23 protein-coding genes are annotated in these 26,199 nt (G+C 65.1%); 12 read left to right on the plus strand and 11 right to left on the minus strand.

The genetic code is table 11. The features are described 5' to 3' along the window. Nucleotides 1-57 precede the first annotated feature (57 nt). Genes M1D34_RS17925 through M1D34_RS17940 form a run of 4 tightly spaced genes read left to right on the plus strand, consistent with a single transcriptional unit; the run spans nucleotide 58 to nucleotide 3,387 of the window. Nucleotides 58-921: a branched-chain amino acid ABC transporter permease gene (locus tag M1D34_RS17925; protein WP_013850315.1), complete on the plus strand. Its 864-nt coding sequence runs from the start codon at nucleotides 58-60 to the stop codon at nucleotides 919-921. Between the two features lie 6 nt (nucleotides 922-927). Next, nucleotides 928-1,929 carry a branched-chain amino acid ABC transporter permease gene (locus M1D34_RS17930; RefSeq protein WP_498784292.1) on the plus strand — a complete coding sequence of 334 codons (1,002 nt, stop codon included), beginning with the start codon at nucleotides 928-930 and terminating at the stop codon, nucleotides 1,927-1,929. Further along, a complete protein-coding gene (locus M1D34_RS17935) occupies nucleotides 1,926-2,690 on the plus strand; it encodes an ABC transporter ATP-binding protein (RefSeq protein WP_498783352.1) in 765 nt (254 codons plus the stop codon). Before M1D34_RS17930 ends, M1D34_RS17935 begins: the two co-directional genes overlap by 4 nt. Further along, entirely contained in the window at nucleotides 2,671-3,387 is a 717-nt protein-coding gene (locus M1D34_RS17940) for an ABC transporter ATP-binding protein (protein ID WP_498783354.1), read from the plus strand. The genes M1D34_RS17935 and M1D34_RS17940 overlap by 20 nt, the downstream gene beginning before the upstream one ends. Nucleotides 3,388-3,564: 177 nt before the next feature. Here the strand turns inward: M1D34_RS17940 and cyaK are convergent, their stop codons facing one another. Together cyaK and M1D34_RS17950 are read right to left on the minus strand one after the other, a co-directional pair. Next, entirely contained in the window at nucleotides 3,565-5,514 is a 1,950-nt protein-coding gene (gene cyaK, locus M1D34_RS17945; protein ID WP_498783356.1) for an adenylate cyclase CyaK, read from the minus strand. After that, nucleotides 5,514-9,086: a FecR domain-containing protein gene (locus M1D34_RS17950; RefSeq protein ID WP_498783358.1), complete on the minus strand. Its 3,573-nt coding sequence runs from the start codon at nucleotides 9,084-9,086 to the stop codon at nucleotides 5,514-5,516. The genes cyaK and M1D34_RS17950 overlap by 1 nt, the downstream gene beginning before the upstream one ends. 130 nt (nucleotides 9,087-9,216) lie before the next feature. Here M1D34_RS17950 and M1D34_RS17955 point away from each other — a divergent pair, with 130 nt between their 5' ends. Continuing rightward, complete coding sequence (locus tag M1D34_RS17955) at nucleotides 9,217-9,762, plus strand: Pycsar system effector family protein (RefSeq protein WP_010976262.1); 546 nt, start codon at nucleotides 9,217-9,219, stop codon at nucleotides 9,760-9,762. A gap of 62 nt (nucleotides 9,763-9,824) precedes the next feature. On the opposite strand, the gene M1D34_RS17960 is transcribed toward M1D34_RS17955, so the two are convergent. After that, nucleotides 9,825-10,511, minus strand: a complete 687-nt coding sequence (locus tag M1D34_RS17960; protein WP_013850321.1) for a GntR family transcriptional regulator — start codon at nucleotides 10,509-10,511, stop codon at nucleotides 9,825-9,827. Between the two features lie 197 nt (nucleotides 10,512-10,708). Here M1D34_RS17960 and M1D34_RS17965 point away from each other — a divergent pair, with 197 nt between their 5' ends. The 6 genes from M1D34_RS17965 (at nucleotide 10,709) to M1D34_RS17990 (ending at nucleotide 17,726) form a co-directional block, all read left to right on the plus strand. After that, nucleotides 10,709-11,755: a 4-hydroxythreonine-4-phosphate dehydrogenase PdxA gene (locus M1D34_RS17965; RefSeq protein ID WP_010976261.1), complete on the plus strand. Its 1,047-nt coding sequence runs from the start codon at nucleotides 10,709-10,711 to the stop codon at nucleotides 11,753-11,755. Nucleotides 11,756-11,830: 75 nt separating this feature from the next. After that, on the plus strand, nucleotides 11,831-12,817 hold the full coding sequence (locus tag M1D34_RS17970) for a tripartite tricarboxylate transporter substrate binding protein (RefSeq protein WP_003536886.1): 987 nt from the start codon (nucleotides 11,831-11,833) through the stop codon (nucleotides 12,815-12,817). 18 nt (nucleotides 12,818-12,835) lie between these two features. Further along, nucleotides 12,836-13,423 carry a tripartite tricarboxylate transporter TctB family protein gene (locus tag M1D34_RS17975; RefSeq protein ID WP_498783362.1) on the plus strand — a complete coding sequence of 196 codons (588 nt, stop codon included), beginning with the start codon at nucleotides 12,836-12,838 and terminating at the stop codon, nucleotides 13,421-13,423. Nucleotides 13,424-13,457: 34 nt separating this feature from the next. Further along, nucleotides 13,458-14,996: a tripartite tricarboxylate transporter permease gene (locus M1D34_RS17980; RefSeq protein WP_153314058.1), complete on the plus strand. Its 1,539-nt coding sequence runs from the start codon at nucleotides 13,458-13,460 to the stop codon at nucleotides 14,994-14,996. 53 nt (nucleotides 14,997-15,049) lie between these two features. Then, complete coding sequence (locus M1D34_RS17985; protein ID WP_003536883.1) at nucleotides 15,050-15,991, plus strand: sugar phosphate isomerase/epimerase family protein; 942 nt, start codon at nucleotides 15,050-15,052, stop codon at nucleotides 15,989-15,991. 16 nt (nucleotides 15,992-16,007) lie between these two features. Beyond that, entirely contained in the window at nucleotides 16,008-17,726 is a 1,719-nt protein-coding gene (locus M1D34_RS17990; RefSeq protein ID WP_003536882.1) for a dihydroxyacetone kinase family protein, read from the plus strand. 149 nt (nucleotides 17,727-17,875) lie between these two features. Here the strand turns inward: M1D34_RS17990 and M1D34_RS17995 are convergent, their stop codons facing one another. From M1D34_RS17995 to phnG, 7 genes are read right to left on the minus strand one after another with little or no spacing between them, the layout of a single operon-like run. After that, nucleotides 17,876-18,490: a DapH/DapD/GlmU-related protein gene (locus M1D34_RS17995; RefSeq protein ID WP_003530637.1), complete on the minus strand. Its 615-nt coding sequence runs from the start codon at nucleotides 18,488-18,490 to the stop codon at nucleotides 17,876-17,878. Then, nucleotides 18,487-19,194: a phosphonate C-P lyase system protein PhnL gene (phnL, locus tag M1D34_RS18000; RefSeq protein WP_013850329.1), complete on the minus strand. Its 708-nt coding sequence runs from the start codon at nucleotides 19,192-19,194 to the stop codon at nucleotides 18,487-18,489. Before phnL ends, M1D34_RS17995 begins: the two co-directional genes overlap by 4 nt. A gap of 33 nt (nucleotides 19,195-19,227) precedes the next feature. Beyond that, on the minus strand, nucleotides 19,228-20,004 hold the full coding sequence (gene phnK, locus M1D34_RS18005; protein ID WP_010976255.1) for a phosphonate C-P lyase system protein PhnK: 777 nt from the start codon (nucleotides 20,002-20,004) through the stop codon (nucleotides 19,228-19,230). Next, a complete protein-coding gene (locus M1D34_RS18010; RefSeq protein ID WP_498783366.1) occupies nucleotides 20,001-20,894 on the minus strand; it encodes an alpha-D-ribose 1-methylphosphonate 5-phosphate C-P-lyase PhnJ in 894 nt (297 codons plus the stop codon). Before M1D34_RS18010 ends, phnK begins: the two co-directional genes overlap by 4 nt. Beyond that, complete coding sequence (locus tag M1D34_RS18015) at nucleotides 20,891-21,997, minus strand: carbon-phosphorus lyase complex subunit (protein WP_127526948.1); 1,107 nt, start codon at nucleotides 21,995-21,997, stop codon at nucleotides 20,891-20,893. Before M1D34_RS18015 ends, M1D34_RS18010 begins: the two co-directional genes overlap by 4 nt. Nucleotides 21,998-22,001: 4 nt before the next feature. After that, nucleotides 22,002-22,604, minus strand: a complete 603-nt coding sequence (gene phnH / locus M1D34_RS18020) for a phosphonate C-P lyase system protein PhnH (RefSeq protein ID WP_498783369.1) — start codon at nucleotides 22,602-22,604, stop codon at nucleotides 22,002-22,004. Then, nucleotides 22,604-23,071, minus strand: a complete 468-nt coding sequence (gene phnG, locus M1D34_RS18025; RefSeq protein ID WP_498783371.1) for a phosphonate C-P lyase system protein PhnG — start codon at nucleotides 23,069-23,071, stop codon at nucleotides 22,604-22,606. Before phnG ends, phnH begins: the two co-directional genes overlap by 1 nt. A gap of 125 nt (nucleotides 23,072-23,196) precedes the next feature. On the opposite strand from phnG, the gene phnF reads away from it, so the two are divergent. Further along, nucleotides 23,197-23,931, plus strand: a complete 735-nt coding sequence (gene phnF / locus M1D34_RS18030) for a phosphonate metabolism transcriptional regulator PhnF (protein WP_015008113.1) — start codon at nucleotides 23,197-23,199, stop codon at nucleotides 23,929-23,931. An 11-nt stretch (nucleotides 23,932-23,942) separates the two neighbouring features. On the opposite strand, the gene scpA is transcribed toward phnF, so the two are convergent. After that, nucleotides 23,943-26,081, minus strand: a complete 2,139-nt coding sequence (scpA, locus tag M1D34_RS18035) for a methylmalonyl-CoA mutase (RefSeq protein ID WP_498783373.1) — start codon at nucleotides 26,079-26,081, stop codon at nucleotides 23,943-23,945. Nucleotides 26,082-26,199: the final 118 nt, after the last annotated feature.

A 26,199-nucleotide genomic window follows, 5' to 3' on the forward strand; every position in this document is an offset into this window, starting at 1 on the left:
AAGCCTTCCGGAATGAGGATCGAGGGTGAAGCCTTGCCACAGCGTTAGGATGCGCTCATGCAAACCATCTTCAGCATAGCCGTCGATGCGCTCGCCTATGGCATGGTGCTGTTCGTGATCTCGATCGGCCTTTCGGTCACGCTCGGCCTCATGCGCGTCGTCAATCTTGCCCACGGCGCCTTTGCGATGATCGGCGGCTATATCGCATCCTATGCGGCGCGTGATCTCGGGCTCGGCTACGGCGCCGCGGTGCTGATCGCGGTCTTCGGCACGATCGTCATCGCCATCCCGATCGAGCGCCTGCTCTACCGCCGCATCTACGGTCAGCCGGAGCTGACTCAGGTGCTGATGACGATCGGCATCACCTTCTGCATCATCGGCATTGCCAACTACGTCTTCGGCCCGACTCTCAAGACTATCCCGCTGCCGCCGAGCCTTGAGGGCTCCGCCGATCTCGGCTTCCGTTCGATCGCCGTGCACCGGATCTTCGCGATCGTCTGCGGCCTCGCCGTTGCCGGAGCCCTCTGGTTTGCCATCGAGAAGACGGCCTTCGGGGTGAAACTCAGGGCCGCCGTCGACAATGCGGCGATGGCGGCAGCACTCGGAGTGCGCACGGAGGTCGTCTATGCCGTGAGTTTCGCCGTCGCCGTGGGGCTTGCCGCATTCGGCGGCGTCGTCGGCGCGGAACTGCTGCCGGTCGAGCCCTATTATGCGCTCAGATACATGGTCACCTTCCTGGTGGTCGTTTCCGTCGGCGGTGCGGGGTCGATCCCGGGTGCGCTTGCCGCCTGTCTCCTGCTTGGCGGTATCGATACGACCGGACGCTATCTCATGCCGGAATTCGGGGAATTCTTCTTCTATCTCGCCGTCATCGCCATTGTCTGCGTCTTTCCGCGCGGCCTTGCCGGGAGGATGAAGTAGGTGACCATGGCAACGATGAACGAAGCAGCCACGGCACTTTCTGCGGGCAGGCGGGGGCTCGGCCGCGATCTTGCGGGCCTCGCGGTGATCCTCGTACTGGCCGGGATCGGCTATCTCCTCTTTCCGAACAATCTGGCGCTGCTCACCCGCATCACCGCGATCGCGCTGCTGGTACTCTCGCTCGATCTCATCACCGGCTATTGCGGCGTCGCGACGCTCGGCCATGCCGCGCTGTTCGGCAGCGGCGCCTATGCCGCCGGTATCGCGGCCGTGCATTTCGGCATCACCGATCCGCTCCTCATGCTCGCCGCCGGCATTCTCGTCGGTGCGCTGGCGGGGCTCGCCTGCGGGGTCGTGATCCTCAGGGCGCACGGTCTCCCGCAGCTGGTGCTCTCGATCGCCCTCATCCATCTGTTCCATGAATTTGCCAACAAGGCCTCCTCCTGGACGGGGGGAAGCGACGGACTGGCCGGCATCTCCCCCGATCCGCTCATCGGCCTTTTCGCCTTCGACCTCTGGGGCCGCACGGCCTATGTCTTCGGCGTCGTGCTGCTCGCAATCGTCTTCGTGCTCCTGCGCCTCGTCGTGCGCTCGCCCTTCGGCATGCTCTGCCGCGGCATCAGGGAGGACCCGATCCGCATCCGGGCGATGGGCGCGTCGCCGACGATCGCCCTCCTCAAGATGTATGTGATTTCCGGCGCGGTCGCCGGGGTCGGCGGGGCGCTCAACGCCGTCTCGACGCAGGTCGTCGGTCTCGACAGTCTCTCCTTCACGCTCTCGGCCGAAAGCCTGGTCATGCTCGTGCTCGGCGGTACCGGCTCGCTCTTCGGGGCGCTTACCGGCACGATCGTCTTCATGTTCTTCGAAGACCTCGTCTCGGCGGCCAACCCGTTCCACTGGCTGACCATGGTCGGGGCCCTGTTGATCGCGGTCGTGCTCTTTGCGTCGAAAGGGCTTTACGGCACGGCCGCAGAAATCATCGCGCGGCGACGTGGGGCGGGCCGATGAGCGCCATATTCGAAGTCAGAAATCTCAAGCGTTCCTTCGGCGGTCTCGCCGTCACCAACGATGTCAGCCTTTCCATGGCACCGGGCGACCGCGTCGCGTTGATCGGCCCGAACGGTGCCGGCAAGACGACCTTCGTCAATCTCGTCACCGGCAATCTGAAGCCGGACGCCGGAGAGGTACGGATCGGCGGCGAAACCGTCACCCATATCGATGCGATCGGCCGCGTCCGCCGCGGCCTCGTGCGTTCGTTCCAGGTGACGCGGCTTTTCCAGGACATGACGCCCGCCGAGCACGTGGCGCTCGCGGTCCTGCAGCGCGACGGCCGGGCGGGGCGCATGTTCGGCAATTTCCTGGCGATGCCCGGGGTGATGGCGGAGGCCGGGAGCCTGCTCGGCAAGCTTGGCCTGCGCGATCTCGCGCACCGGCCGGTGCGCGAGATCGCCTACGGCCAGCAGCGGCTGCTGGAGATCGCGGTGGCCCTGGCGCTCAAACCGAGGGTGCTGCTGCTCGACGAGCCGGCAGCCGGCGTGCCGCAGAGCGACACGGGCCGCATCGAGCAGGCGCTCGCCGATCTTCCCGATGACCTCGCCGTGCTGATGATCGAGCACGACATGGATCTCGTCTTCCGCTTCGCCAAGCGCGTGATCGTGCTTGCCGCCGGCACGGTCATCTTCGACGGCTCTCCAGCCGACGTCACCAAAGATCCGCGTGTGCGCGAAGCCTATCTCGGGAGCTATGCCGATGCCGGCAGCGCCGCTTGAGGTCGACAATCTCTCCGCCGGCTATGGGCCGACGCGGGTGCTGGAAGGGATTTCCTTTTCGGTGCCTGCCGGCGCGCGGCTTGCGGTTCTCGGGCGTAACGGCATGGGCAAGACGACGCTGCTCGCTACGCTCGCCGGCCAGACGCGGCGCTATGACGGGCGCATCCGCATCGGCGATGCCGACGTGACCGCGCTGCCGAGCGCATCACGCGCGCTGAAAGGCCTCGGTTTCGTGCCGCAGGCGCGCTGCGTCTTCCCGTCGCTGACGGTCGAGGAAAATCTCTTCGTCGGCCTCAAGGGCCGGCCGAAGACGGCGCTGAGCGAGGCCTATGAGATGTTTCCGCGCCTCTACGAGCGGCGCCGAAACCTCGGCTCGCAGCTTTCCGGCGGCGAGCAGCAGATGTTGTCTACCGCCCGCTCGATCCTCGGACGGCCCTCGGTCCTGCTTCTCGACGAGCCGCTCGAAGGTCTGGCGCCGGTCATCTGCGAGGAGCTGATGAAGGCTTTCGCCGAGCTCGCGAAGACCGGCGACATGACCATCCTGCTCGTTGAACAGCGCATCCAGAGCGCACTCGATTTCGCCGACCGGGTGATCATCCTCGAGCGCGGCAGGCTCGCCTGGAGCGGAACTCCGGAGGCGCTGGCGAAGGAGCACGCCACGGTCGAGCGGCTGCTGGGGGTTGGCGGGCTGCTTTGAGCGCCGAGCCCGTGATTTGCTCCTCATCCGCCTGCCGGCACCTCCCCCGTTTGACGGGGAGAAGGGACAAGCGGCTAGCTCCTGCCCCGATCTAAGGAAGAGGCGTTGCGGCATATTCCCTTCGCCCCGCGCGCGGGCAGAAGGTGCCGGCAGGCGGATGAGGGGCGATTTGCTTATTCATCCCGACAGCCGTTCCCGCTCACGCTCGTAATAGCGCGCGAGCGGCGGCAGCGCCGCCTTGAGTTCATCGAACAAGCCGTCATCGGCAGCGATCTCGCCGCTGTATTTCCGGGCGAGGTAGGCGCGGTGGCGTTCGAGCGCCGGTTCCGAAGCGCCGTCGGCCAGGGTGAAGACGGGGGAGACTGCGCTGCGTCCCTTGACGGTGATGCGGTCGAGCTCGGCAACCGCAAATTTCCGGGCCGCGAGTGTTGCAGTACGCTCGCCGAGGAGCAGCGGCACGCCGTAGTCCTTGGAGGCACCTTCGAGGCGGGAGGCGAGATTGACCGCATCGCCCAGCGCCGAATAATCGAAGCGGCGGGCCGAGCCCATATTGCCGACGACGCATTCGCCCGTGTTGATGCCGATGCCGATCCTCAGCGCCTTCGGCGGACGTCCCGCCGCTTTCGCCTCGGCTTGCAGCTCTGCGTTGAGATCGCCGAGGGCGGTGAGCATGTCGCGCGCCGCCTGAACGGCATGGACGGCATGGTCCGGATCGTCGAGCGGCGCGTTCCAGAATGCCATCAGGCAGTCGCCGATATATTTGTCGATCGTGCCGCGCCGGTTGAGCACCGCCTCCGAAAGAGGGGTCAGGAGCCGGTTGATGAGCGTCGTCAGTCCCTCCGGATCGTCCTTCATGTCCTCCGATATGGTGGTGAAGCCGCGAACGTCGCAGAAGAGTACCGTGAGCGTCCGTCTTTCGCCGCCGAGCTTCAATTGCGAGGGGTCTCTCGCCAGCCGCTCGACGAGCGCTGGCGAGAGATATTGCGAGAAGGCACGGGTGATCGCGCGGCGGCGGCGCCTTTCTTCCGCATAGTCGAGGCCGGCCTGCCCGACTGCCACGCCGAGAAAAGCAAGTGCCGGTGCGAGCGGCGAGACGAACACATGGCCGAGGCGCATCAGGCCGTAGCTTGCAAGAAAGATCAGAATAAGGGCGAGGGCGCCGTAACCGAGCGTCTTCCAGCTTGTCGACCCGAGGACGGCAAGGGCTGCGGCAAGGCTGGCGAGGACGATCGCGGCGATGGCGACCGCCGCTCCCGTCCGCTTGACGAACAGCCGGTGCACGAGATTGTCGTAGATGGTCGCGTGGATCTCGGCGCCGGCGACGAGACCGCGGGAAAAGACCGTGTCGGAGGTGGCGAAGGCATCGATGCCACCGCCCGAGATGGTCGGGGCGTTCTGCAGGCTCAGGCCCACGATGACGACCCGGTCGCGGAACGTTTCTTCCGGCAGGAAACTTTCCGGGTCGAGCGCCTGATAATAGGAAACGGTCGGGTAGGTGCGCGCCGGGCCGAAGGTCTGCATCAGGGCTCGTCTCGGCGGATAGTGAGGCTCCGCACCGGCAACGGTTGCGAGCGTCACGGCCAAGCCGTCCGGATAGGAGGGAATCTGCCTGAGCGTGCCGTCGCCGCTGAGGTCGACCGAGGCGATGCCCACCTTGGCGCCCCGCTCCAGAAAGACGGGAAGAGGCTCGGTCCGGACGAACTGCTCTGCCTGCGGTGTCCGGATCAGCGTCTCGTCGCCGGCAAGCACCACATCGGGCCCGAGGACTTCGGCAAGCGCCTGATCGTTCTCCGGGGCGGCGGCCGGTTCGGCGAAGATCACGTCGAGTGCGATCGCCCTGGCGCCGGCGGCTCTCAGCGCCTGGATCAGCCGGGCGTGCAGGGCGCGCGGCCAAGGCCACTGGCTGCCGATCTCGGCCATAGACGGTTCGTCGATCGCGACGATAACGGGGCCGTCTTCCGGAAGCGGCGGCCGGCCGAGGATCGAGAGATAGTCGTAGGCGCGCAGGTCGACCAGCGACCAGGAACCGGTCAGCGAGACGAGCGAGACGAGGGCGGCCACCAAGGCCGCAAGGGCGGCAAGCTTTGCCCGCCGGGAGGAAAGGCGAAGCTGGCGAGAGGCCTTCATCAGAACCGCACTTTGACGGTGCCCTTGACCGTGGGACCCCAGCCGGGCAGCCCGTCGCGCACCTCGAACTCCTCGTCCAGAAGGTTGAAGCCGGCGAGTTCGACTTCGAACCGCTTGTCGAAGGGCTCCCATTGGAGAGCGGCGTCGACCGTCCAGAAGTCGTCGTGGGTTATCGGACCCTCCGCTCGCTCGCCTACGTAGTTGGCGGCGACGGTCGTTTTGATGTTGGCTGTGCTGACAAACGTGAGTGCCACCTGGCCCGAATATTCCGGCAGGAAGGGCAGATCGCCGCCGGCGCCTGCCGACCGGTCCTCGCTTTCCGTGCGGGCCATCGTCGCCGATAGGCCGAATCCGTGACCGAGCGCGAGGTTTGCGGTCAATGCCACGCGGTCGATGCGGCCCTTGTCGAAAGGGAAATCCGTCAGTGCGAAGAAGGGGCTGGTGACCGGGATGGCAATTGAACCGTCGCGGATTTCCTGGTGCTGGTAGTCGACGGCTGTAAAGAGCCAGTCGTTCCACTCGGCATCCCAGCGCAAGGCCAGCGTGTCGGCATAGCCGCCCGTGCCGATCAGGAACTGGTTGGGCTGCAGTCCGACGATGCCGACTGGCGCAAGCGTGGCAGAGCCGAAATTATAGCCGTCGCGCTGAACGGCGGCGCGCAGCCAATGGCCCTCGGCCGGTGCCCAGGCGATTCCGAGTCTCGGCTCAAGCCGGATATTGTTGTCGTTGACGTCCTCTATGTAACGGGCGAACAGGGCGCCTTCGACTTTGAGGTCCGGGGTCATTTCATAGAGGACATCAACATAGGCTTTCGCCACCGCTTGCGTGGACGAGTCGAAGACGGCCGGTGAGCTGTCCGACCGGACCTTCCCGCCCTGAACGCCATAGCGCCACGTCAGGTCCCCATCTCCATACAAGTGGTTCACTGCAGCGATATAGGTCCGCTCCTTCGTTTCAAGATCGATGGTCCCTCCAGCGCCGCTGGCATCCAGAATGGATAGGCTATCACCGGTGCGGAGTTCCCTGAAAAACAACGCGGCGTTTCCGACGTTGCGGTATCCGAATGTATGGCTCCATGCGAGCCCGGAAATGAGACCGGAAGACTCGTCCCCTATCTCAAGGTCAGGCGGAACAGGCAGAAATTGCTGTGTCTCCTCGATATCGGAATAGTTCGCGAAGACTACAATGCGGTCATCGGGCGTCGGACTGGCCGTAACGTAGCCGTTGCCTCCGATTATCCGCAGCTCTCGTTCCACTCGGGCGCCTCCGAGATCGACCACATCCTTCGGCTCCTCCCACTGAAATGTCCCGTAGACGCTGATCGGGAACGGCGAGACGGTAAATCCGCGAACCGCAGCTTCCCCGACCCATCCGGTATGATCCTCATTGGCGATGAACCCGCCGCCGAGCTCCGTCTCGAAGAAAGGCGAACGCAGCAGGTTGACCGTCCGCTCGCGGCTGGCGAGCATGTGCGGCTCGATCAGAAGCCCCTGGATGAGAGCGGAGAAACTTGCGGTATTGACCGTGTTCGTGACGGCGTTGGCGGCGAAATCGTAAGCGTTGAAGAAGGGATTGACGCTGCCGCGCACCGCCTGGTCGACATAGCTGGCACCGGTGAAGGGATCGAAGACGGCGTCGCCGTAATATTGGCCCCAGGCATCCAATCCCTGCAGGCGGAAGGCGTCGTTGAGCGTCGAGCCTTGCTCCTGGTTGGCGCCGAGTGCCGCCGTGTCGCCGCCCTTGGCGCGGGTGCGGCGCAGGGCTTCCTGAGCGTTGCGAATGGCCGCGTCGGCGTCATAGGCATCGATCGCGATCGCGGTTCTGACCGTCGCCACGACGGGATCGTTCGGGTCGAGCCTGTCGGCATTGTCGAGCGCCTGAGCTGCCGGAATGCGGTCGCCCTTCTCGTAATGCGCGGCCGCGAGCAGGAGCTGTGCGTTCGAGTAGGCCGGATTGGCCGTCGAGCCGGCGAGCAGGTCTTCGACCGCCTTGTCGGCCTCGCCGTTCTGCATGTGATAGCGGCCGCGTGCCACCAGCGCCGCGTCGAAGGAGGGATCGACGGAAAGCGCGGCGTCGATCTCCCGCTTCGCCTCGGCCATCCGCATCTCGTCCATGTATTGTATTGCGAGGTTTGCGTGGGAGACGGGATCGAGCGGATCGAGCGCAATCGCCTGCTTGAAGGCAGCCTCGGCGGCACGGTTGTCGCCGCGCGCGCCCTGGACCAGTCCGAGGGAATTCCAGATGGAGGAGGAGCCCGGAGCGGTTTTCAGCGCCCTTTCGAGATCAGCAAGGGCGCCCTCGAGATCGTTGTCGATGTGATAGCGGTAGTGGGCGCGCGCCTCGAGCGCAGTCGGGTCGTCCGGATCGATCGATAGCGCCCGCTCGACGCCGTCGCGAAGCTCGTCGCGGTCATCCAGCAGGAGGGCGAGCTGCGCGCGTGCCGCGGGTAGGGTCGGGTCGTCGGGATATTGCTGCTCGGCCTTCTTGATCACCGCGATCGCCGCGGGGATGTCTTCCCGGAAGCCGGCAGTCCAGGCCCGGGCCATGCCCGCATAGCGGCCGCTTGCGTTGCGCGGCGGCTCCTCCACGCGGGCAGGATCGGCGAGCCCGCGCGCAAAATAGCCGCCATAGGCCGCGATCGTGCGGCGGCTCGGGTCGAGGCCGCGTTCGGCCCTGGCGAACAGACGCGCCGCCTCTTCGTAGCGGTTCGAAGAACCGGCGATCAATGCCTTGACGAGGTCGGCACGTGCCGCCTGGGAGCGGGTCAGGCCCCGGCTAGCGGCTTCCGCGAGCGCGGCCTGAGCCTTGTCGCGGCCATCCAGGGAAAGATAAATCTCGGCAAGCGTCAGCCATTCCTCGGCCGGGCGGGATGCTGCCGGCGAGGCCTCGATGCGCGCACGCTCGCGGCGCATTTCGGGAACGCTGAACGGCGTGGCCGGCATCCAGACGAAGGCGTTGCGGAGCGACAGATGAAAGAGCATCTGCTCGCGATCCTTCGGCGTAACGATCACGATCTTCGTCGGCGCGCTGCCGATCGCGGCAACGGCGCCTTCGCCCTGCTTCACCGTCACGCTGCCATAGGCATTGCTGAGTTCGACGACGCCTTCGAGGACGACGAGCGAAGTCTTTCCGTCGGCGCCGACCGTCAGCGTCCAGTCGGTACCGCGGATGGCGGCGGCTGCGGCCGGCGTATCGATGACCAGGCCCTCGCCGCCACGCTCGGCGCGGGCCCAGATCGTACCCGATTCCAGCCCGAGATTCGTGTCGCCCGCCCCGATCTGCTTGACGCGCAGCGCGGTATTGCGCCCCAGCCTTATCTGCGTGTGATCTCTGAAGAGGACGGCCAGCGCGCCCGTTGCGTTGGTGCGCAGCACGTCGCCGGGAAGCAGGTCCTGGGCGAGGTCGACGACCCGCCAGTTGGAAACGTCGACGAAGCGCACCTCCTCGCCGGATTTGCGGGCAATGACGGAGCCGGCCGCGGGTGACGGGCGCGGAACCGGCTCGGCAAGCGCCCACAAGGGCGCAAAAAGCGTCACCGCGGCAAGCAATGCCCCCTTTCTTCTTCCCCGCATTCCCGAAATACCCCTCGCTATAGTGAATCCAGTGGATTTATAGGGAGGAAAAGTCAAGAGCCCAGTTTTGGGCGTATCTCTTTACTGGTGGAGTGTAATAAAGAGGAGACGAAATAGAGGGGAGTGGCGGATGGAATCAGGGGGAAATCTGTACAGGCTCGATCCTCCAAGTGAAGGAGCCGGGCCGGAGGCGGCGCTGGGGGCCTATTACGACCACATCAGGAAGATCAACGACGTCTTTGCCGATCAGATAAAGACGTCCGATCAGAAGGCGGCCTATATCTTCACTTTCATGTTCGCCTTTCTGGTCACTTCGCAAGAAGGGCGGAGCGTCTTTGCCTGGCAGCGCTATGCGGAGGGCAGCACCGTCACGATGGTATTCTCGGCTATGCTGGCGCTTGCATCGATCTTCTCGATCGTTTCGGCGATCCTCGTGGTCCTGCCCAGGAAGAGCGCAACCTCGACGACGCTGTTCTGGGGCGCCTGGTCCCGTCATCGGGAAGGTTTCATGCGGGCAGCGGGGGCCGGCGATCAGGACTTTCTCTTCCGTCAATACGCCGAGAACGCAGACGCGCTCGCGGCGATCGCCTGCGGCAAATACCGCTGCGTCAGCTTCGCCTTCCACGGGCTGCTCGTAACGGTGCTTTCCTATATCTGTCTGCTGGCGGTGAAGTGAGGCCCTGACCGGTGATACCCCCCTCTGGCCTGTCAGAGGGGTTATTTTGCCTCGCGTCCGCCCTAAACCGCGTCGCGCACCCGCTCCCAGGCCCTCGTCAGATGGAGCCCCAGCACTTCCGATAGCCTGGCTTTGTCGCGCGCTTCCAAAGCGGCGATCATTTCCTGATGTTCGGCGACCGCTGCGGCCCATTTCTCCGGGCCTTCATGGCCGATGAAGCGGATGCGCTTCAGCCGCGTCTGCAGCATGGCATGCATGTCGGCCAGGGCAGCATTGCCCGAAAGCCGGGCGATGGCGGAGTGGATGTCCTGGTTGAGCTTGTAATATTGCATCCGGTCGCCCGCCTCGTAGCGGCGCACCATTTCGTCGTGGAGCGCCCGCACTTCGGCGATCTCCGCATCCGTCGCGGCCTCGCAGGCAAGCCTGCCTGCGAGCTCCTCCAGGGTCTGCAGCACGGTGAGCATGTCCCGGACGTCCTTGGCGCTGAAGCGCTTGACGACGGCGCCGCGGCTCGGGACGAGCTCCACCAGGCCTTCGCTCGCAAGATACTTGATCGCCTCGCGCAGCGGCGTGCGCGATACGCCGAGCTGCTCGCCCAGTTGCCCCTCGTGCAGACGGGTTCCTGGCGGAAGGTCGCCCTCGATGATCATGTCGCGCAGATGGCTGACCAGCGTGTCGTGCAGTGCGGTGCGCCGGATGGGTCCCGGGCCGCCTATGGGCCGCTGCTCCAGTGATTTGATTTCGTTCATTTTTCTCGTCTGAGCTTCGGACCGCCGCGCGGCCCTTCCCCTTGAGTATGCGCGATTGAATCAGCGCCGTTCATTCAAGCATGGAGACTGCCCCTGACGTCGTCAACAGAAAATGCTGCATACAGAATACAAAAGACTTGATGCAGAATTTTGAATGACGTATGAGACATCGAAGCATGAAGCGGAGGACATCTCGAATGACGACATCAGGAGCGGACGGAACGAAGGAGCGGCGCCCTGTGATTGCGCTGGCCATGGGCGACCCCGCGGGAATCAGCCCGGAACTGACGGCGCGGCTGCTGGCCCTTTCCGACATCCGCGACGCGGCGCACATCATCGCCATCGGCGATCGCCGCATCCTCGACGAGGGCGCCCGGGTGGCCGGCGTCACGCTGGATCTGGAAGCCGCTTCGCTCGATGCGCTCGACAACGCCGGCACCGCCCGCCACGTCTTCGTGGATCTCGCCCATCTCGATCCGGCCGATGTGGTGCGCGGCGAGGCGACGCTGGCCGGCGGCACCTTCGCCACACGCAATTTCCGCACCGCGCTCGAACTCGCCCATGCGGGCAAGGCCGATGCCGTCTGCTTCACGCCCTTCAACAAGAAGGCGATGCGCTTTGCCTATCCCGGCTATGACGACGAGATACGCTTCGTCGCCGACGTGCTTTCCTTCACGGGAAAGGTTCGTGAATTCAATGTTCTCGAAAAGGTGTGGAACGCGCGGGTGACGTCGCATATCCCGCTCAAGGACGTGGCATCCCACCTGTCGGTGGAGGCGATCCTTGCCGAACTCAAACTGACGCAGGCCTGCCTCAAGGATGCCGGCTACGAGGAGGCGAAGATCGCGGTTGCGGGACTCAATCCGCATGCCGGCGACGGCGGCAGCTTCGGCATGGAAGAGATCGACATCATCGAGCCGGCGGTCGAGAAGGCCAGGGCGCTCGGCTTTAACGTCGAGGGGCCGTTCCCGGCCGATACGGTCTTCCTCCGGGCGCTGAAGGAAGGCTTCAACGCGGTGATGACCATGTATCACGATCAGGGTCAGATCGCCATGAAGATCATCGGCTTCGACAAGGGTGTGACGATGATGGGCGGACTGCCGTTCCCGCTCTGCACGCCCGCCCACGGCACCGCCTACGACATCGCCGGCAAGGGTATCGCCGATATAGGCGCAACACGCGAGGCGATCCTGCTTGCAGCCCGCATGGCGAAGAAAAAGAGGGCGCTTTCGGCGGCTGCCTGAATTCGCACGCTTTCGATGAATACCGGCGTGAGGGGAGGTCTCGCGCCGCAATCCAACTCAACGGGAGGACCACGCATGAAAAAATCCGTCTCCATCGCAGTAATCGCGGCCGCCGCTTTCGGCCTTGCCGCGCCGGCATCGGCCTTCGAGCCGAACCGCCCGGTCGAATTCGTCGTCACCGCCGGCCCCGGCGGCGGTACCGATATCTTCGCGCGCACCATCCAGGCGATCATCGGCAAGTACGAGCTGATGAAGGCACCGGTCGTCGTCACCAACAAGGGCAGCGCCGGCGGCGCGGAAGGCTTCGTCTACACGGCTGGCTACAAGGGCGATCCCTACAAGCTCGCCTTCGGCACCAACAATGCCTACCTGCTGCCGGTCCGCGCCAAGGTGCCGTATACGTCCGAGGACCTGACGCCGGTCGCCTCGCTCGCGTCCGACGAGTTCGTGCTTTGGGTCAATGGCAAGGCGGACTACGCGACGGCTGCCGATTTCGTGGCCAAGGCGAAGGAAGGCGGCCTGAAGATCGGCGGCAGCCAGTCCAAGGACGCCGACCAGATCCTGACCTCGATGATCAACGACGCAACCGGCGCCAAGATCAACTACATTCCCTTCAAGAGCGGCGGCGAGGCGGCCGTTCAGCTTGCCGGCGAGCATCTCGACGCCAATGTCAACAATCCGAGCGAGAACCTCGGTCAATGGCAGGCCGGCATGATCAAGCCACTCTGCGTCTTCAAGAGCGCGAAGTTCACGAGCGACGCCAAGGTCGCCGGCGACAAGGCCTGGAGCGATATCCCCACCTGCAAGGAAGCCGGCATTCCGATCGAAAACTACTCGATGCCGCGCACCGTCTGGCTGCCGGCCGGCGTCGAGCCTGAGGTCGTCCAGTTCTATGCGGATGTCCTGCGCAAGGTCTCCGAGACGCCGGAATGGGCGAAATATCTCGCCGACAGCTCGCAGTCTCCCGGCTATGTGACCGGCGACGAACTCAAAGCCGTCATCGAAAAGGATGGCGCGACGGTCGGCGAAGTGCTGAAGCGCGAAGGCTGGCTCGCCAACTAAGTACCGGTCGATGGGCGCTTGGGACCCAGGGAAGAGGATGCGGGCAGAACCGCATCCATCCTCGGCCTCTCGGACGCCCATTCTCTGCTCGGAAAGGTCACGATCATGAGTGAGAAAAGTGCGAATGGGGCCAGCCGCTTTGCGGTGGAACTCGGCGTCGCCGCGCTGACCGGTGCCTTCGGCATCGCTGTCTGCTACGGCTCCCTCGACATCGGTGCGGGCTGGACAGATATGGGTCCGGATGCAGGCTATTTCCCCTTCTATATCGGCCTGCTCATCGTTCTCGGCAGCCTCGCCAATATCGGGCACGCATTTTTCAAGCATCGCGGTACGGGCGAGGTCTTCCTCGACGGCGCCCGCGCCAGAGTGGTCGCCTCTTTCCTGCTACCGGTTGCGGCCTTCGCCGCCGTTTCCGCCTGGCTGGGGCTCTATGTCGGAACGGCGCTCTACATCGCCGCGACAATGCTCTTCCAGGGGCGCTACAAATGGTGGATCGCGATCCCCGCAGGACTCGGCGTCTCGATCTTCTTTTTCATCGTTTTCGAAATCGGCTTCCAGGTTCCGCTGCTGAAGGGACCGGTCGAGGCCTGGTTCGGAATTTACTGACCCGCAAGGGTGCAGTGCTTGCGGGAGGAATGACATGGAAAATATCGGTCTTCTGATCGATGGCTTCGGCCACATCCTCAGCTGGAACCACATCCTGCTGATGATCGTCGGCGTGACGCTCGGCATCCTCGTCGGCGTGCTGCCGGGCCTCGGTGCGCCGAACGGCGTGTCGCTGCTCCTGCCGCTGACCTTCTCCATGGACCCGATCTCGGCGATCATCCTCCTGTCCTGCATGTATTGGGGCGCGCTTTTCGGCGGCTCGACCACGTCGATCCTCTTCAACATTCCGGGCGAGCCCTCCTCGGTCGCCACAACATTCGACGGCTATCCCATGGCGAGAGCCGGCCATGCGAGCCGGGCGCTCACGCTCGCCTTCGTTTCGGCCGGCCTCGGCGCGCTTGCCGGCGTCGTCATGATCACGCTGCTTTCGGGCTGGGTGGCGAACTTTGCGCTCAAATTCTCCTCGCCCGAATATTTCGCCGTCTACTTCCTCGCCTTTGCGAGCTTCATCTCGATGGGCGCGCAGTCGCCCTTCAAGACGCTCGTCTCGATGATGCTCGGCTTCGCGCTCGCCTCCATCGGCATGGATACGATATCCGGCAATCTGAGGCTCACCTTCGACATCCCCGAACTGATCAAGGGCGTGAGCTTCCTGATTGCCGTCATGGGACTCTTCGGCATCGGCGAACTCCTGCTGACGACGGAAGAGGGGCTGCGCTTCGAAGGCATCAAGGCGCGGGTGCGTCTCTCCGAGATCGGCAGGACGCTGGTCGAGATCCCGCGCTACTGGCTGACGATCGCCCGCTCGACGATCATCGGCATCTGGATGGGGATCACGCCGGCCGGCCCGACCGCCGCTTCTTTCATGAGCTATGGCGTCGCCCGGCGCTCGGCGCGCGACAAGTCGATGTTCGGCAAGGGCGATCCGCGCGGGATCGTCGCGCCCGAGACGGCCGACCATTCCGCCGGCACTTCGGCCCTGCTGCCGATGTTGGCGCTCGGCGTCCCGGGTTCCGCCACCGCCGCGGTGATGATGGGCGGGTTGATGATCTGGGGCCTGACGCCCGGCCCGATGCTCTTCACCGATCGCCCGGACTTCGTCTGGGGTCTGATCGCCTCCATGTATCTCGGCAATGTCGTCGCCGTCTTCCTCGTGATCGCGACGGTGCCGCTTTACGCCTCGATCCTGCGCGTGCCGTTCTCGATCATCGGACCGATCATCGTCGCGGTGATCTTCTCGGGGGCCTACCAGGTCGCGAACTCCGTCTCGGACATCTTCATGGTGATCGGCTTCGGTCTCCTCGGCTATGTGTTCAAGAAACTCGACTACCCGCTGGCGCCGCTGGTTCTCGCCATGGTGCTCGGCGACAAGGCGGAAGACGCCTTCCGCCAGTCGATGCTGATGTCGGGCGGCAGCCTCGACATCTTCTGGTCGAACGGCCTTGTCTCCGCCCTGATGGCCGTCGCCCTTGCGCTGCTTCTGTCGCCGCTCTTCTTCTGGCTGATCGGCACATTGCGCAAGCGCAAGAACGAGGTTGCCGCTTCGAGCGGCGACGGCAACGCGGCGGCCTGACCGGCTGCCTCGTCCGGTACCCCTAGTTCCAATTCAATCCCGAGGAGTCCGCCATGGCGCCGCGCAAATGGAACCGTGACAACTGGCCGATTGCGGCCGCGATGATCCAGTACCCCAACCTTCTGCCGGACGGCCGATCGGTGCAGGACCAGCCGGTCGAGGAGTGGGCGGCGACGCTCGCCGACGTGGTCGATGCCGGCTTCACGGAACTGGACCCGACCGACAGCTGGATACGGCTGGCGGATCTTTCGGCGGAAAGGCTCGATGAATTCGTGGGTCTGACCCGGTCTCTCGGCCTCACGATACCGGCGATCTCCACCTCGCGGCGCAGCCTCATAGACCCGGAACATGGCGAGGAATACCTCGCCTATGGACACCGGGTCATCGAGGCGGCCGCCGCCGTAGGCGCCGGTTCCGTGTCCTTCGGCTTCTTCGGCCCGCTGACGGAGGCGCAGAAGAAAGTGCTCTGGTTCTGGACGGTCGACGGCGTGAAGAACCCCGACGACGCGGGAACCTGGCAGTTGGCGGTTTCGCGTGTTCGCGAACTCGGCCGCCATGCCGAAGAACTCGGCATCGAAGTTTCGCTGGAGATGTACGAGGACACCTATCTGGGCACGGCTGACAGTTCCGTGCGCTTCGTTAAGGAGGTCGGCCTCGCCAATGTCGGCATCAATGCCGATCTCGGCAATCTCATCCGCCTGCACCGGCCCGTGGAACATTGGCAGGAAATGATGGCGAAGGTTGCGCCTTTTGCCAAATACTGGCACGTCAAGAACTACAACCGCACGGAAGATCCGGCATCGGGCGTCATCGTCACCCATCCGGCCCCGCTCGAATTCGGCCTGATCAACTATCGGGCGGCAATTCGCATGGCGCTGGCGCATGGCTTCGACAGTCCCTTCCTCTGCGAGCATTACGGCGGTGACGGCCTTTCCGTCAGCGCCGCCAATCGCGACTATCTGAGGCGTATCCTGCCTCGACAAGAAGGACATTGAAGGGGACATTGAAGCGATGACCACGATCTTTGACGCTCCGGAAGATTTCGCCACGACCGCACTCGCCGGTTTCGCAGCGATCTATCAGCGCAACGTCCGCCTGGTGAAGGGCGGCGTCGTGCGCTCGACCAAGGTGCCGAAGGGCAAGGTCGCCGTCGTGGTCGGCGGCGGCTCGGGACATTACCCGGCCTTTGCCGGCTATGTCGGGCCGGGGCTCGCCGACGCGGCGGTCGCCGGCGATGTCTTTGCCTCGCCCTCGACTGCCGCGGTAGCCCGCGTCTGCCGCCATGCCGACCAGGGCGGCGGAGTGCTTCTCGGCTTCGGCAATTACGCCGGCGACGTCCTGAATTTCGGGGTTGCTGCCGAACGGCTTCGCTCCGAAGGCATCGACGTGCGCATCCTGCCGGTGACCGACGACGTGGCGAGTGCGCCCGCGGAAACGTCTGCCAAGCGCCGCGGGATTGCCGGCGACCTCGTCGTCTTCAAGATTGCCGGCGCGGCAGCCGAAGCCGGCAAGTCGCTCGACGAGGTCGAACGGCTCGCGCGTCATGCCAATGATCGGACGGTATCCTTCGGCGTCGCCTTCGGCGGCTGCACGCTTCCGGGTGCTGCCGGCCCGCTCTTCACCGTGCCGAAGGGCCAGATGGCGCTCGGGCTCGGCATTCACGGCGAACCGGGCGTCAGCGAGGAGACGATCGCGACGGCGAGCGATCTCGCAAAGCTCCTTACCGGCAAGCTTCTTGCCGAGCGCCCCGAGGGCTCCAGGAAGGTGGCCGCCGTGCTGAACGGCCTCGGCTCGACCAAATATGAAGAACTCTTCGTGCTCTGGACGGCGGTCGCCAGACAGCTCAATGACGCGGGTCTTGAAATCGTCGACCCCGAATGCGGCGAATTCGTCACCAGCCTCGACATGCAGGGCTGCTCGCTCACCCTTCTCTGGCTGGACGAAGAGCTGGAGGCGCTCTGGCGCGCGCCCACGGATGCGCCGGTGCTGCGCAAGGGCGTGATCATTGCCGCCGAACCGGCGACCGACGAGATCGTAGACGCCGACGGACCGCAGTCTTTCGGCCCTGCATCGGACGCCTCGAAGGAAAGCGGCAAATGCATCGCCCGGCTGATCGGCAATATTGCCGAGGCGCTCAAGGAGGCGGAAGAGGAGCTCGGCCGCATCGACGCCTTTGCCGGCGACGGCGATCACGGCCAGGGCATGCGCCGCGGTTCTGCCGCCGCATTCGACGCAGCACAGACCGCGGTCGTGGCGGGGGCAGGGGCTGCAAGCGTACTTGCTGCCGCGGGCGACGCCTGGGCGGACCGCGCCGGCGGCACCTCGGGCGCCATCTGGGGCCTGGCTCTGCGCTCCTGGAGCAATGCCCTCAGCGATGAGGATAAGGTGAGCGACGCGGCGATCGTGAAGGGCTCCCGCCTCGCACTCGACGGCGTCACGCGCCTCGGCCGCGCGCGCGTGGGCGACAAGACGCTGGTCGACGCGCTGGTGCCTTTCGTGGAGACGCTGGAAAGGGAATCCGCCGCCGGCAGGCCGCTTGTCGAAGCCTGGGATGCGGCGGCCAAGGCCGCACAAGAGGCCGCCGATGCGACCTCCGCGCTGACCCCGAAACTCGGCCGGGCGCGGCCGCTGGCCGAAAAGAGCATCGGCCACCCGGATGCGGGTGCGGTCTCGCTGGCGCTGGTGGCACGGGTCGCGGGTGCGTTTTTGAGGGAAGCTGCGGCGGGTTGATACGCTTGCGGCGGCGGATTTGCCCCTCACCCTAGCCCTCTCCCCGCCTGCGGGGAGAGGGGACTTAAGGGTCTGCGGCTTGTCCCTTCTCCCCGTCGAAACGGGGAGAAGGTCGCGGCAGCGGATGAGGGGTATCATATGCGCGGCGCCTAACTATACCGCACAAGAAACTCCTCCGCCGTCAGTTCCCGGAAATCGTCCAGCGCGTGGCGCAGCTTGGCGTGATCCCAATCCCACCAGGCGAGCCGGTCCATGGCTTCGCCGATCCTGGCCGTGAAGCGGTCGCGGATGAGTTTCGCAGGGACCCCGCCGACGATCGTGTAGGGCGCGACGTCCTTGGAGACGACGGCGCCGGCGCCGATCACGGCTCCGTTGCCGACGCTCACGCCGGGCAGGACCGTAGCGCCGTGGCCGATCCAGACGTCGTGGCCGATCGTCACCCGGTTCTGCCGCCGCCAGGCGAAGAGATCGTGGTCGGGCTCCGCATCGTCCCAGTACATAGGTGCGCGATAGGTGAAATGATGCAGCGTCGCCCGCCAGGTCGGGTGGTTGGTGGCATTGATGCGCACGGCCGCGGCGATGTTGACGAATTTGCCGACCGTCGCGCACCAGATCGAACCGTCCTGCATGATGTAGGAATAGTCGCCGAACTCGACCTCGTCGAGGCGCGAGCGTTCCTGGACTTCGGTGTAGCGGCCGAGGGTCGAGTTCACGACGCTCGCAGTCGGATGGATGGTGGGTTCGGGGCCGAGTTTCTGGCTCATGCGGCGTATTTCCTCGGCGAGAATTCCGAGACGTCGATGATGCGATCGGCGACCGCCTCGCGCACCTCCTCGTCATGGAAAATGCCGATCAGCGCCGTGCCGGCCGCCTTCTTCCCGGCGATCATTTCCACCACCACGGCGCGGTTCTTCGCGTCGAGCGACGCCGTCGGTTCGTCGAGGAGCAGGATCTTGTGGTCGGTGATGAAACCGCGGGCGATGTTGACCCGCTGCTGCTCGCCGCCGGAGAAGGTGGCCGGCGGCAGAGCCCAGAGTTCCCTCGGCAGGTTGAGCCTCGAAAGCAGCTCGGCCGCGCGCTCCCGCGCTTCCGCCGCCGCCACACCGCGTGCCTGCAAGGGCTCGGCGACGATGTCGAGGGCGGAGACGCGCGGCACGACACGCAGAAACTGGCTGACATAGCCGAGCGTCGTGCGGCGCACCTCGAGCACGGTGCGCGGCTCGGCCGTCGCGAGGTTCACGAGGCGGCCGTCATGTTCCACCAGGATCTGGCCTTCGTCGACGCCGTAATTTCCGTAGAGCATCTTGAGGATCGAGCTCTTGCCGACGCCGGAGGGGCCGCCGAGCACGACGCATTCGCCGGCCTTCACCGAGAAGGAGACATTCGCGACCACCGGCAGGCGCACGCCGTCGCGAAGGTGCATGGTGAAGCTTTTCGCGACTTCCGAGACAACGAGGGGAGTTGGCATGGTCTTTACTTTCCGTTGCGCATTGTCAATGCGTCACACCTGAAGAATCGAGGAAACGAGGAGCTGCGTGTAGGGCTCGCGCGGATCGTCGAGCACCCGGTCGGTCAGACCCTGCTCGATGACGGCGCCGTCCTTCATCACCATCATCCGGTGCGAAAGGAGGCGCGCGACGGCGAGGTCATGAGTGACGATGACCGCCGCAAGGCCGAGGTCGTGGACGAGCCCGCGAACCAGATCGAGCAGGCGTGCCTGCACCGAGACGTCGAGGCCGCCGGTCGGCTCGTCCATGAAGACGAGGCGGGGCGAGGTGACCAGATTGCGGGCGATCTGCAGGCGCTGGCGCATGCCGCCGGAGAAGGCGCGCGGCTGATCGTCGATCCGGTCCTCTTCGATTTCCACGCGCCTCAGCCAGTCGCCTGCCGCCGCGCGGATATTGCCGTAGTGCCGGTCCCCGACCGCCATCAAGCGCTCGCCGACATTGGCGCCGGCCGAAACCGTCATCCTCAGCCCGTCCGCCGGGTTCTGGTGAACGAAGCCCCAATCGGTGCGCATCAGAAAGCGCCGCTCGGCCTCGCTCATGCGCGCGAGGTCCCGGTATTGGCCGTCGCGCATGTGATATTCGACGATGCCGGATGTCGGCATCAGCCGGGTCGAGAGACAGGAGAGCAGCGTGGTCTTGCCCGATCCGGATTCCCCGACGATGGCCAGCACCTCGCCCGGATAGAGCTCGAAGGAGACGTTGCGGCAGCCGATGCGGCTTCCATAGAATTTCGAAACGTCACTGACTTTCAGAAGCGGCACGGCGCTCATTCTGCAGCCTCCTGGCTTTCTTTCGCGGCGGGGGCGAGCATGGCGCCGGCATGGCCGTGCGCCCGGCGATCCTCGCAATGGTCGGTGTCGGAGCAGACGAACATGCGCCCGCCCTTGTCGTCGAGCACCACCTCGTCGAGATAGACGTTCTCGGCGCCGCAAAGGGCGCAGGGCTTGTCGAATTTCTGGACCTCGAAGGGGTGATCCTCGAAATCGAGGCTGACGACCTCGGTATAGGGCGGCACCGCATAGATGCGCTTCTCCCGGCCGGCGCCGAAGAGCTGGAGGGCCTCCGACATATGCATCTTCGGATTGTCGAATTTCGGCGTCGGCGAGGGGTCCATCACGTAACGGCGCTCGACCTTTACCGGATAGGCGTAGGTCGTGGCGATATGGCCGTTGCGGGCGATGTCCTCGTAGAGCTTCACATGCATGAGCCCGTATTCTTCCAGCGCATGCATCTTGCGCGTCTCGGTTTCGCGCGGCTCGAGGAAGCGCAGGGGTTCCGGAATGGGCACCTGGTAGACGAGCGTCTGCCCCTCTCGCAGTTGCTCCTCGGGAATGCGGTGGCGCGTCTGGATGATCGTCGCCTCCGTCGTCCTCGTGGTGACGGCGACGTCGGCGACCTTCTGGAAGAAGGCGCGGATCGAAACGGCGTTCGTCGTGTCGTCGGCGCCCTGGTCGATCACCTTGAGCACGTCGTCGGGCCCGAGGATGGAGGCGGTCACCTGCACGCCGCCGGTACCCCAGCCATAGGGCATCGGCATTTCGCGGGAGGCGAAGGGCACCTGATAGCCGGGAATGGCGATCGCCTTCAGGATCGCGCGGCGGATCATCCGCTTCGTCTGCTCGTCCAGATAGGCGAAGTTGTAAGTTGCGAGGTCGTTCATTCGGCGGCCTCCTTCATGCCGTCCTTGCCGCCGGCCTGGGCGGCGTCGTGTTCGCGGCGCATGCGCCTGACCAGGTCGAGCTCGGCCTGGAAGTCGACGTAATGCGGCAGCTTCAGGTGCTCGACGAAGCCGGTCGCCTGGACGTTGTCGGCATGCGAGATGACGAATTCCTGATCCTGGGCGGGAGCGACGATGTCCTCGTCGAATTCGTCGGTCCGGAGCGCCCGGTCGACCAGCGACATCGACATCGCCTTGCGCTCGCTCTGGCCGAAGACGAGCCCGTAACCGCGGGTGAATTGCGGCGGCTGCCTGGACGAGCCCTTGAACTGGTTGACCATCTGGCATTCGGTAACGCGGATGACCCCAAGCGAAACGGCAAAGCCCAGCTCCGGCAGCTCCAGTTCGACCTCGACCTCGCCGATCCTGACCTCGCCGACGAAGGGGTGCGTGCGGCCATAGCCGCGCTGCGTGGAGTAGGCGAGCGCCAGCAGGAATCCTTCGTCGCCACGGGCAAGCGCCTGCAGGCGGAGATCGCGCGCCATCGGAAATTCCATCGGCTCGCGCGTGAGGTCGCCCGCCACGTGGCCTTCCGGCATCTGGCCGTCGCCCTCGATCAGGCCTTCGCCGTCGAGAATGTCGGAGACGCGCATGACATGTTCGCCCGGCTCCTTGAGGGCCGGCTCATCGACCGGTTCTTCGCCGATCAGCGACGGGTCGAGAAGGCGGTGCGTATAGTCGAAGGTGGGGCCGAGAAGCTGGCCGCCGGGCAGATCCTTGTAGGTCGCCGAGACGCGCCGCTCGACCTTCATTTTCGCGGTGTCGACCGGTTCGCAATAGCCGAAGCGCGGCAGGGTGGTGCGGTAGGCACGCAGGATGAAGATCGCCTCGATCATGTCTCCGCGCGCCTGGCGCACGGCAAGCGCCGCAAGCGCACGGTCGTAAAGCGAGGCCTCGGCCATCACGCGGTCGACCGCGAGCCCGAGCTGCTCGACGACCTGATCTATGGTGATCGCGGGCAGCGCCCGGTCGCCGCGCCGGCGGTCGGCCAGCAGCCGGTGAGCATTGGCAATGGCGGCTTCTCCGCCCTTGACGGCTACATACATGCGCTTACTCCCGCTCGAGTTTGGTGGTGCGCGGCAGGCAGAGCACTGCCTCGCGCGCCGTCAGGACGAGATCGATGCCGCGCGGAAAGATCGCCCGGTTGGCGGCCCAGAGGTCGAGGAACACGTCGGGCAGACCCTTCGGTGCGATGACGATCCCGTGCTTGATTCCCGGTCCCCGGCCGATGAGCGGCTGCCCGCCTTCGAGCGCTTCCACCTCGACGACGAGCGTGGTGGAACGGTCGGGATATTCCTGCGTGCCGAGGGCGAACTGGTCGAAGCCCGGCACGGCCGCGCCCTTCTCGAAGAATGCAAAGCGGGCCTCGTCCTTCGTCTCGGTGACGCCGGCGCCGGTGTGAAACGCGATCCACTTCGGCGCCGAGCATTTGGAGAGCGCCGGCGATAGCCAGACCGGCGTGTCATGGTCGCAGAGCGTGAGCGCGACAGCTCCGCTTGCCTCTCCGAGTGGCGCCGGCGGGGCTGCAGCAGTGGACAGCCGGCCGATGATGCCCGGGCGGGCGAAGCAGTCCATCAGGCTGCGGAACACGGACTGCGCCTCGAAGACGGGATCGGCGAAGGCGCCGCTATAGATTTGCGATTGGGCGGTCATCAATCCTCTCCGCGGACCATGGTGAAGAAGTCGACGCGGGTCGCGGCCGTTTCCTCGGCCTTGCGACGGTCTTCCGCATCGAGACGAGCGGCCACCTGCTCGTGCAGCGCCTTGACGCTTGCGCGATGCGTAGCGCTCTGAAAAAGCGCGTCGAAGATCGCGGCAAAGCGGGCGCGTGCCTTGTCGGTGCCGAGCAGTTGCCCATGGCCGACCTCGCCGGTCGAAAGCCGCACGGTGGCGCGTGAAACGGTGGCCTCGCCGAGATTGAAAGGATCGCCGCCGCCGCCGATCTTGCCGCGCACCATGACGAGCCCGGTTTCCGGACCGCGCACCGGCGCGACCTCCGGCTTGTCGTCGATCGCGTCCCAGGCCAAGGAAAGTTCGCCGAGCGTCGCGCGCGCCAGAAGCCGCATGCCTTCCCGGCGCTGAGCGCCGCCTGCATCGTCACTTGTCTTCGCTGCGTCCATCATTTCACTCCAAAATGTCTATTGATCTAGACAACTATACATCTTATACCTTTCCATAACCTTCGCAAATGACAGGCTTGTGACATTTGCTAAGAAACTGGCGGCTAAGAAGCGGGGCGAAGAAGATGGTGGCGAAGGTCGTCGAACGGCAGATGGGCGTGGCGCTATGGCGGCAGATTGCCGACAGGATACGGCTCGCGATCAGCAATGGCGACTATGACGCCACCGGCATGGTGCCGCCGGAGACGGCCCTTGCAGCGGAATTCGGCGTCAATCGCCACACCGTCCGCAGCGCGCTGGCCGCACTCGCGGAAGAAGGTCTGGTGCGCGCGGTGCAGGGGCGCGGCACGATGATCGAGCGCAAGGATCGCGTGAGCTATCCGATCTCGCGGCGCACTCGCTTCTCGCAAGGTCTCGGCCGTCAGGTGAGGGAAATCGGAACCGAGCTCCTGGGGCACGCCCAAGTGCCGGCAAGCGGCGAAATCGCCGCTGCGCTTGGCGTTCCCCCAGGCACCCCTCTCATCGAGCTCAGCACCGTCAGCAGCGGCGACGGGCGGCCGCTTTCGACGGCGGTCAGCTACTACCCCGCCGAGCGCTTTGCGAGGATGGCGGAGGAATATGCGCGGCTCGGCTCGGTCACCAAGGCCTTCGCCGCGCATGGGCTCGACGACTACGTCCGGGTCTCGACGGAGATCGTCGCGCGGCACGCGGAGGCAGAGGAACTCTCGCTTCTGAAACTATCGCCGGGGGCGATCGTCATGGAGACGCAATCGGTCAACGCCGATCTAGAAGGCCGCCCAGTCGAATATTCGCGAACGCGCTTTGCAGCCGACCGGATGAAGCTCCGGATCGAGACTTGAACTCGGCCGGTTTACACGTTTCGCCGCTTGCCTTCGATCAGGTCCAGCACGGCGCGCGCCGCGTCGAGCACCTGGGTGCCGGGTCCGAAGACGGCGGCGACGCCGTTCTCCATCAGATAATCATAATCCTGCCGGGGGATGACACCGCCGCAGACGACGATGATGTCCTCGCCGCCGCGCTTCTTCAGTGCCTCGGCAAGTTGCGGCATCAGCGTCCTGTGCCCGGCGGCAAGCGATGAAACGCCGATAACGGTGACCTCTTCGGCGAGGGCCAGATCGGCAGCTTCCTCCGGCGTCTGGAACAAGGGGCCCGCGACGACATCGAAGCCGATATCGCCGAAGGCCGATGCGATCACCTTGGCGCCGCGGTCGTGCCCGTCCTGGCCGAGCTTGGCTACCATGATCCTCGGCTTGTGGCCGAGGCGCTTCGTCGCTTCGCCGAGCCGCCCGGCGAGAACGCCGAGTTCCGGATCGCCTTCATAAGCCTTGCCGTAGATATCGGTGACGACTTCAGGAATGGCAGTGTAATCGCCGAAAGCCTCGCGCATGGCGTCGGTGATTTCACCGACAGTGGCGCGCGCCCGGGCAGCCTCGACCGCGGCGGCGAGCAGATTGCCCTTGCCGCTGCGCGCCACATCGGCCAGCGCGTCCAGCGCTTGCTTCATCTTCTGCGAGTCCCGGCGCCGCCTGGTCTCCTCGATGCGCTTGACCTGTGCCGTCCGAACCGCGGCGTTGTCGATCTGGAGAATGTCGATCGGTTGCTCGTTCTCGAGCCGGTATTTGTTGACGCCGACGATGACCTCCTCGGCGCGGTCGACGGCCGCCTGGCGCCGGGTCGCGGCCTCCTCGATCAGCCGCTTCGGCAGGCCGGCATTGACTGCCTTCGTCATGCCGCCCAGCGCCTCCACTTCCTCGATCAGGGCCCAGGCCTTTTCGGCAAGCTCGTTCGTCAGGCTTTCGACGTAATAGGAGCCGGCAAGCGGATCGACGACCTTCGTCACGCCGGTCTCGTGCTGCAGGATCAATTGCGTGTTGCGGGCGATGCGGGCGGAGAAATCCGTCGGAAGCGCCATCGCCTCGTCGAAGGAATTGGTGTGCAGCGATTGCGTGCCGCCGAGGACGGCCGACATCGCCTCGAAGGCGGTGCGGACGATGTTGTTGTAGGGATCCTGTTCCTGGAGCGAGACGCCCGACGTCTGGCAATGGGTCCGCAGCATCAGGGAGGACGCCTTCTCGGGCTTGAACTCCTGCATGATCCGCGTCCAGAGGAGCCGCGCGGCGCGCAGCTTCGCCGCCTCCATGAAGAAGTTCATGCCGATCGCGAAGAAGAAGGAGAGCCGGCCGGCGAAATCGTCGACGTCGAGCCCCTTGGCGAGTGCTGCGCGCACATATTCGCGCCCGTCGGCGAGGGTGAAGGCGAGTTCCTGCACGAGCGTCGCGCCGGCCTCCTGCATGTGATAGCCGGAGATCGAGATCGAATTGAACTTCGGCATCTCCTTCGCCGTATATTCGATGATGTCGGCGACGATCCGCATCGAGGGTTCCGGCGGATAGATGTAGGTGTTGCGGACCATGAACTCCTTGAGGATGTCGTTCTGAATGGTCCCGGAGAGCTTGTCGCGGCTGACGCCCTGTTCCTCGCCGGCAACGATGAAGGAGGCGAGGATCGGGATCACCGCGCCGTTCATGGTCATAGAGACGGAAATCCTGTCGAGCGGGATGCCGTCGAAGAGGATCTTCATGTCCTCCACCGAGTCGATCGCGACCCCGGCCTTGCCGACATCCCCTTCGACGCGCGGGTGGTCGCTGTCATAGCCGCGGTGCGTGGCGAGATCGAAGGCGACCGAGACGCCCTGCTGGCCGGCGGCGAGGTTCCTGCGATAGAAGGCGTTGGACGCCTCGGCCGTCGAGAAGCCGGCATATTGCCTGACAGTCCAGGGCCGCCCGGCATACATGGTGGCGCGCGGGCCGCGCACGAAGGGTTCGAAGCCGGGGAGCGAGTTCAGATGGCCGATGCCGGAGATGTCGTCGCTCGTATAGAGCGGCTTGACGTCGATGCCCTCGGGCGTGTGCCAGACGAGGCTTTCGGGGGAGCCCCTGAGTTCTTTCTCGGCGAGGGCTTCCCAGTCCTTGATGGTCTTTTCGGTCATTGGTTCCACTCCAAGCTTCCGTGCAATGGTGGGCCGCTCATCCGGCTGCCGGTTCCGGGCGCCAGCCCCTCATCCCCCTGCCGGGACCTTCTCCCCGCAAGCGGGGAGAAGGTGTCTG

The sequence above is a fragment of the Ensifer sp. D2-11 genome (assembly GCF_054161295.1).

What these genes read in the sequence shown, in the direction of transcription:
- M1D34_RS17925 (WP_013850315.1), top strand. Translation starts at nt 58, where the DNA reads ATGCAAACCATCTTCAGCATAGCCGTCGATGCGCTCGCCTATGGCATG.
- M1D34_RS17930 (WP_498784292.1), top strand. Translation starts at nt 928, where the DNA reads ATGGCAACGATGAACGAAGCAGCCACGGCACTTTCTGCGGGCAGGCGG.
- M1D34_RS17935 (WP_498783352.1), top strand. Translation starts at nt 1,926, where the DNA reads ATGAGCGCCATATTCGAAGTCAGAAATCTCAAGCGTTCCTTCGGCGGT.
- M1D34_RS17940 (WP_498783354.1), top strand. Translation starts at nt 2,671, where the DNA reads ATGCCGGCAGCGCCGCTTGAGGTCGACAATCTCTCCGCCGGCTATGGG.
- cyaK (WP_498783356.1), bottom strand. Translation starts at nt 5,514, where the DNA reads ATGAAGGCCTCTCGCCAGCTTCGCCTTTCCTCCCGGCGGGCAAAGCTT.
- M1D34_RS17950 (WP_498783358.1), bottom strand. Translation starts at nt 9,086, where the DNA reads ATGCGGGGAAGAAGAAAGGGGGCATTGCTTGCCGCGGTGACGCTTTTT.
- M1D34_RS17955 (WP_010976262.1), top strand. Translation starts at nt 9,217, where the DNA reads ATGGAATCAGGGGGAAATCTGTACAGGCTCGATCCTCCAAGTGAAGGA.
- M1D34_RS17960 (WP_013850321.1), bottom strand. Translation starts at nt 10,511, where the DNA reads ATGAACGAAATCAAATCACTGGAGCAGCGGCCCATAGGCGGCCCGGGA.
- M1D34_RS17965 (WP_010976261.1), top strand. Translation starts at nt 10,709, where the DNA reads ATGACGACATCAGGAGCGGACGGAACGAAGGAGCGGCGCCCTGTGATT.
- M1D34_RS17970 (WP_003536886.1), top strand. Translation starts at nt 11,831, where the DNA reads ATGAAAAAATCCGTCTCCATCGCAGTAATCGCGGCCGCCGCTTTCGGC.
- M1D34_RS17980 (WP_153314058.1), top strand. Translation starts at nt 13,458, where the DNA reads ATGGAAAATATCGGTCTTCTGATCGATGGCTTCGGCCACATCCTCAGC.
- M1D34_RS17985 (WP_003536883.1), top strand. Translation starts at nt 15,050, where the DNA reads ATGGCGCCGCGCAAATGGAACCGTGACAACTGGCCGATTGCGGCCGCG.
- M1D34_RS17990 (WP_003536882.1), top strand. Translation starts at nt 16,008, where the DNA reads ATGACCACGATCTTTGACGCTCCGGAAGATTTCGCCACGACCGCACTC.
- M1D34_RS17995 (WP_003530637.1), bottom strand. Translation starts at nt 18,490, where the DNA reads ATGAGCCAGAAACTCGGCCCCGAACCCACCATCCATCCGACTGCGAGC.
- phnL (WP_013850329.1), bottom strand. Translation starts at nt 19,194, where the DNA reads ATGCCAACTCCCCTCGTTGTCTCGGAAGTCGCGAAAAGCTTCACCATG.
- phnK (WP_010976255.1), bottom strand. Translation starts at nt 20,004, where the DNA reads ATGAGCGCCGTGCCGCTTCTGAAAGTCAGTGACGTTTCGAAATTCTAT.
- M1D34_RS18010 (WP_498783366.1), bottom strand. Translation starts at nt 20,894, where the DNA reads ATGAACGACCTCGCAACTTACAACTTCGCCTATCTGGACGAGCAGACG.
- M1D34_RS18015 (WP_127526948.1), bottom strand. Translation starts at nt 21,997, where the DNA reads ATGTATGTAGCCGTCAAGGGCGGAGAAGCCGCCATTGCCAATGCTCAC.
- phnH (WP_498783369.1), bottom strand. Translation starts at nt 22,604, where the DNA reads ATGACCGCCCAATCGCAAATCTATAGCGGCGCCTTCGCCGATCCCGTC.
- phnG (WP_498783371.1), bottom strand. Translation starts at nt 23,071, where the DNA reads ATGGACGCAGCGAAGACAAGTGACGATGCAGGCGGCGCTCAGCGCCGG.
- phnF (WP_015008113.1), top strand. Translation starts at nt 23,197, where the DNA reads ATGGTGGCGAAGGTCGTCGAACGGCAGATGGGCGTGGCGCTATGGCGG.
- scpA (WP_498783373.1), bottom strand. Translation starts at nt 26,081, where the DNA reads ATGACCGAAAAGACCATCAAGGACTGGGAAGCCCTCGCCGAGAAAGAA.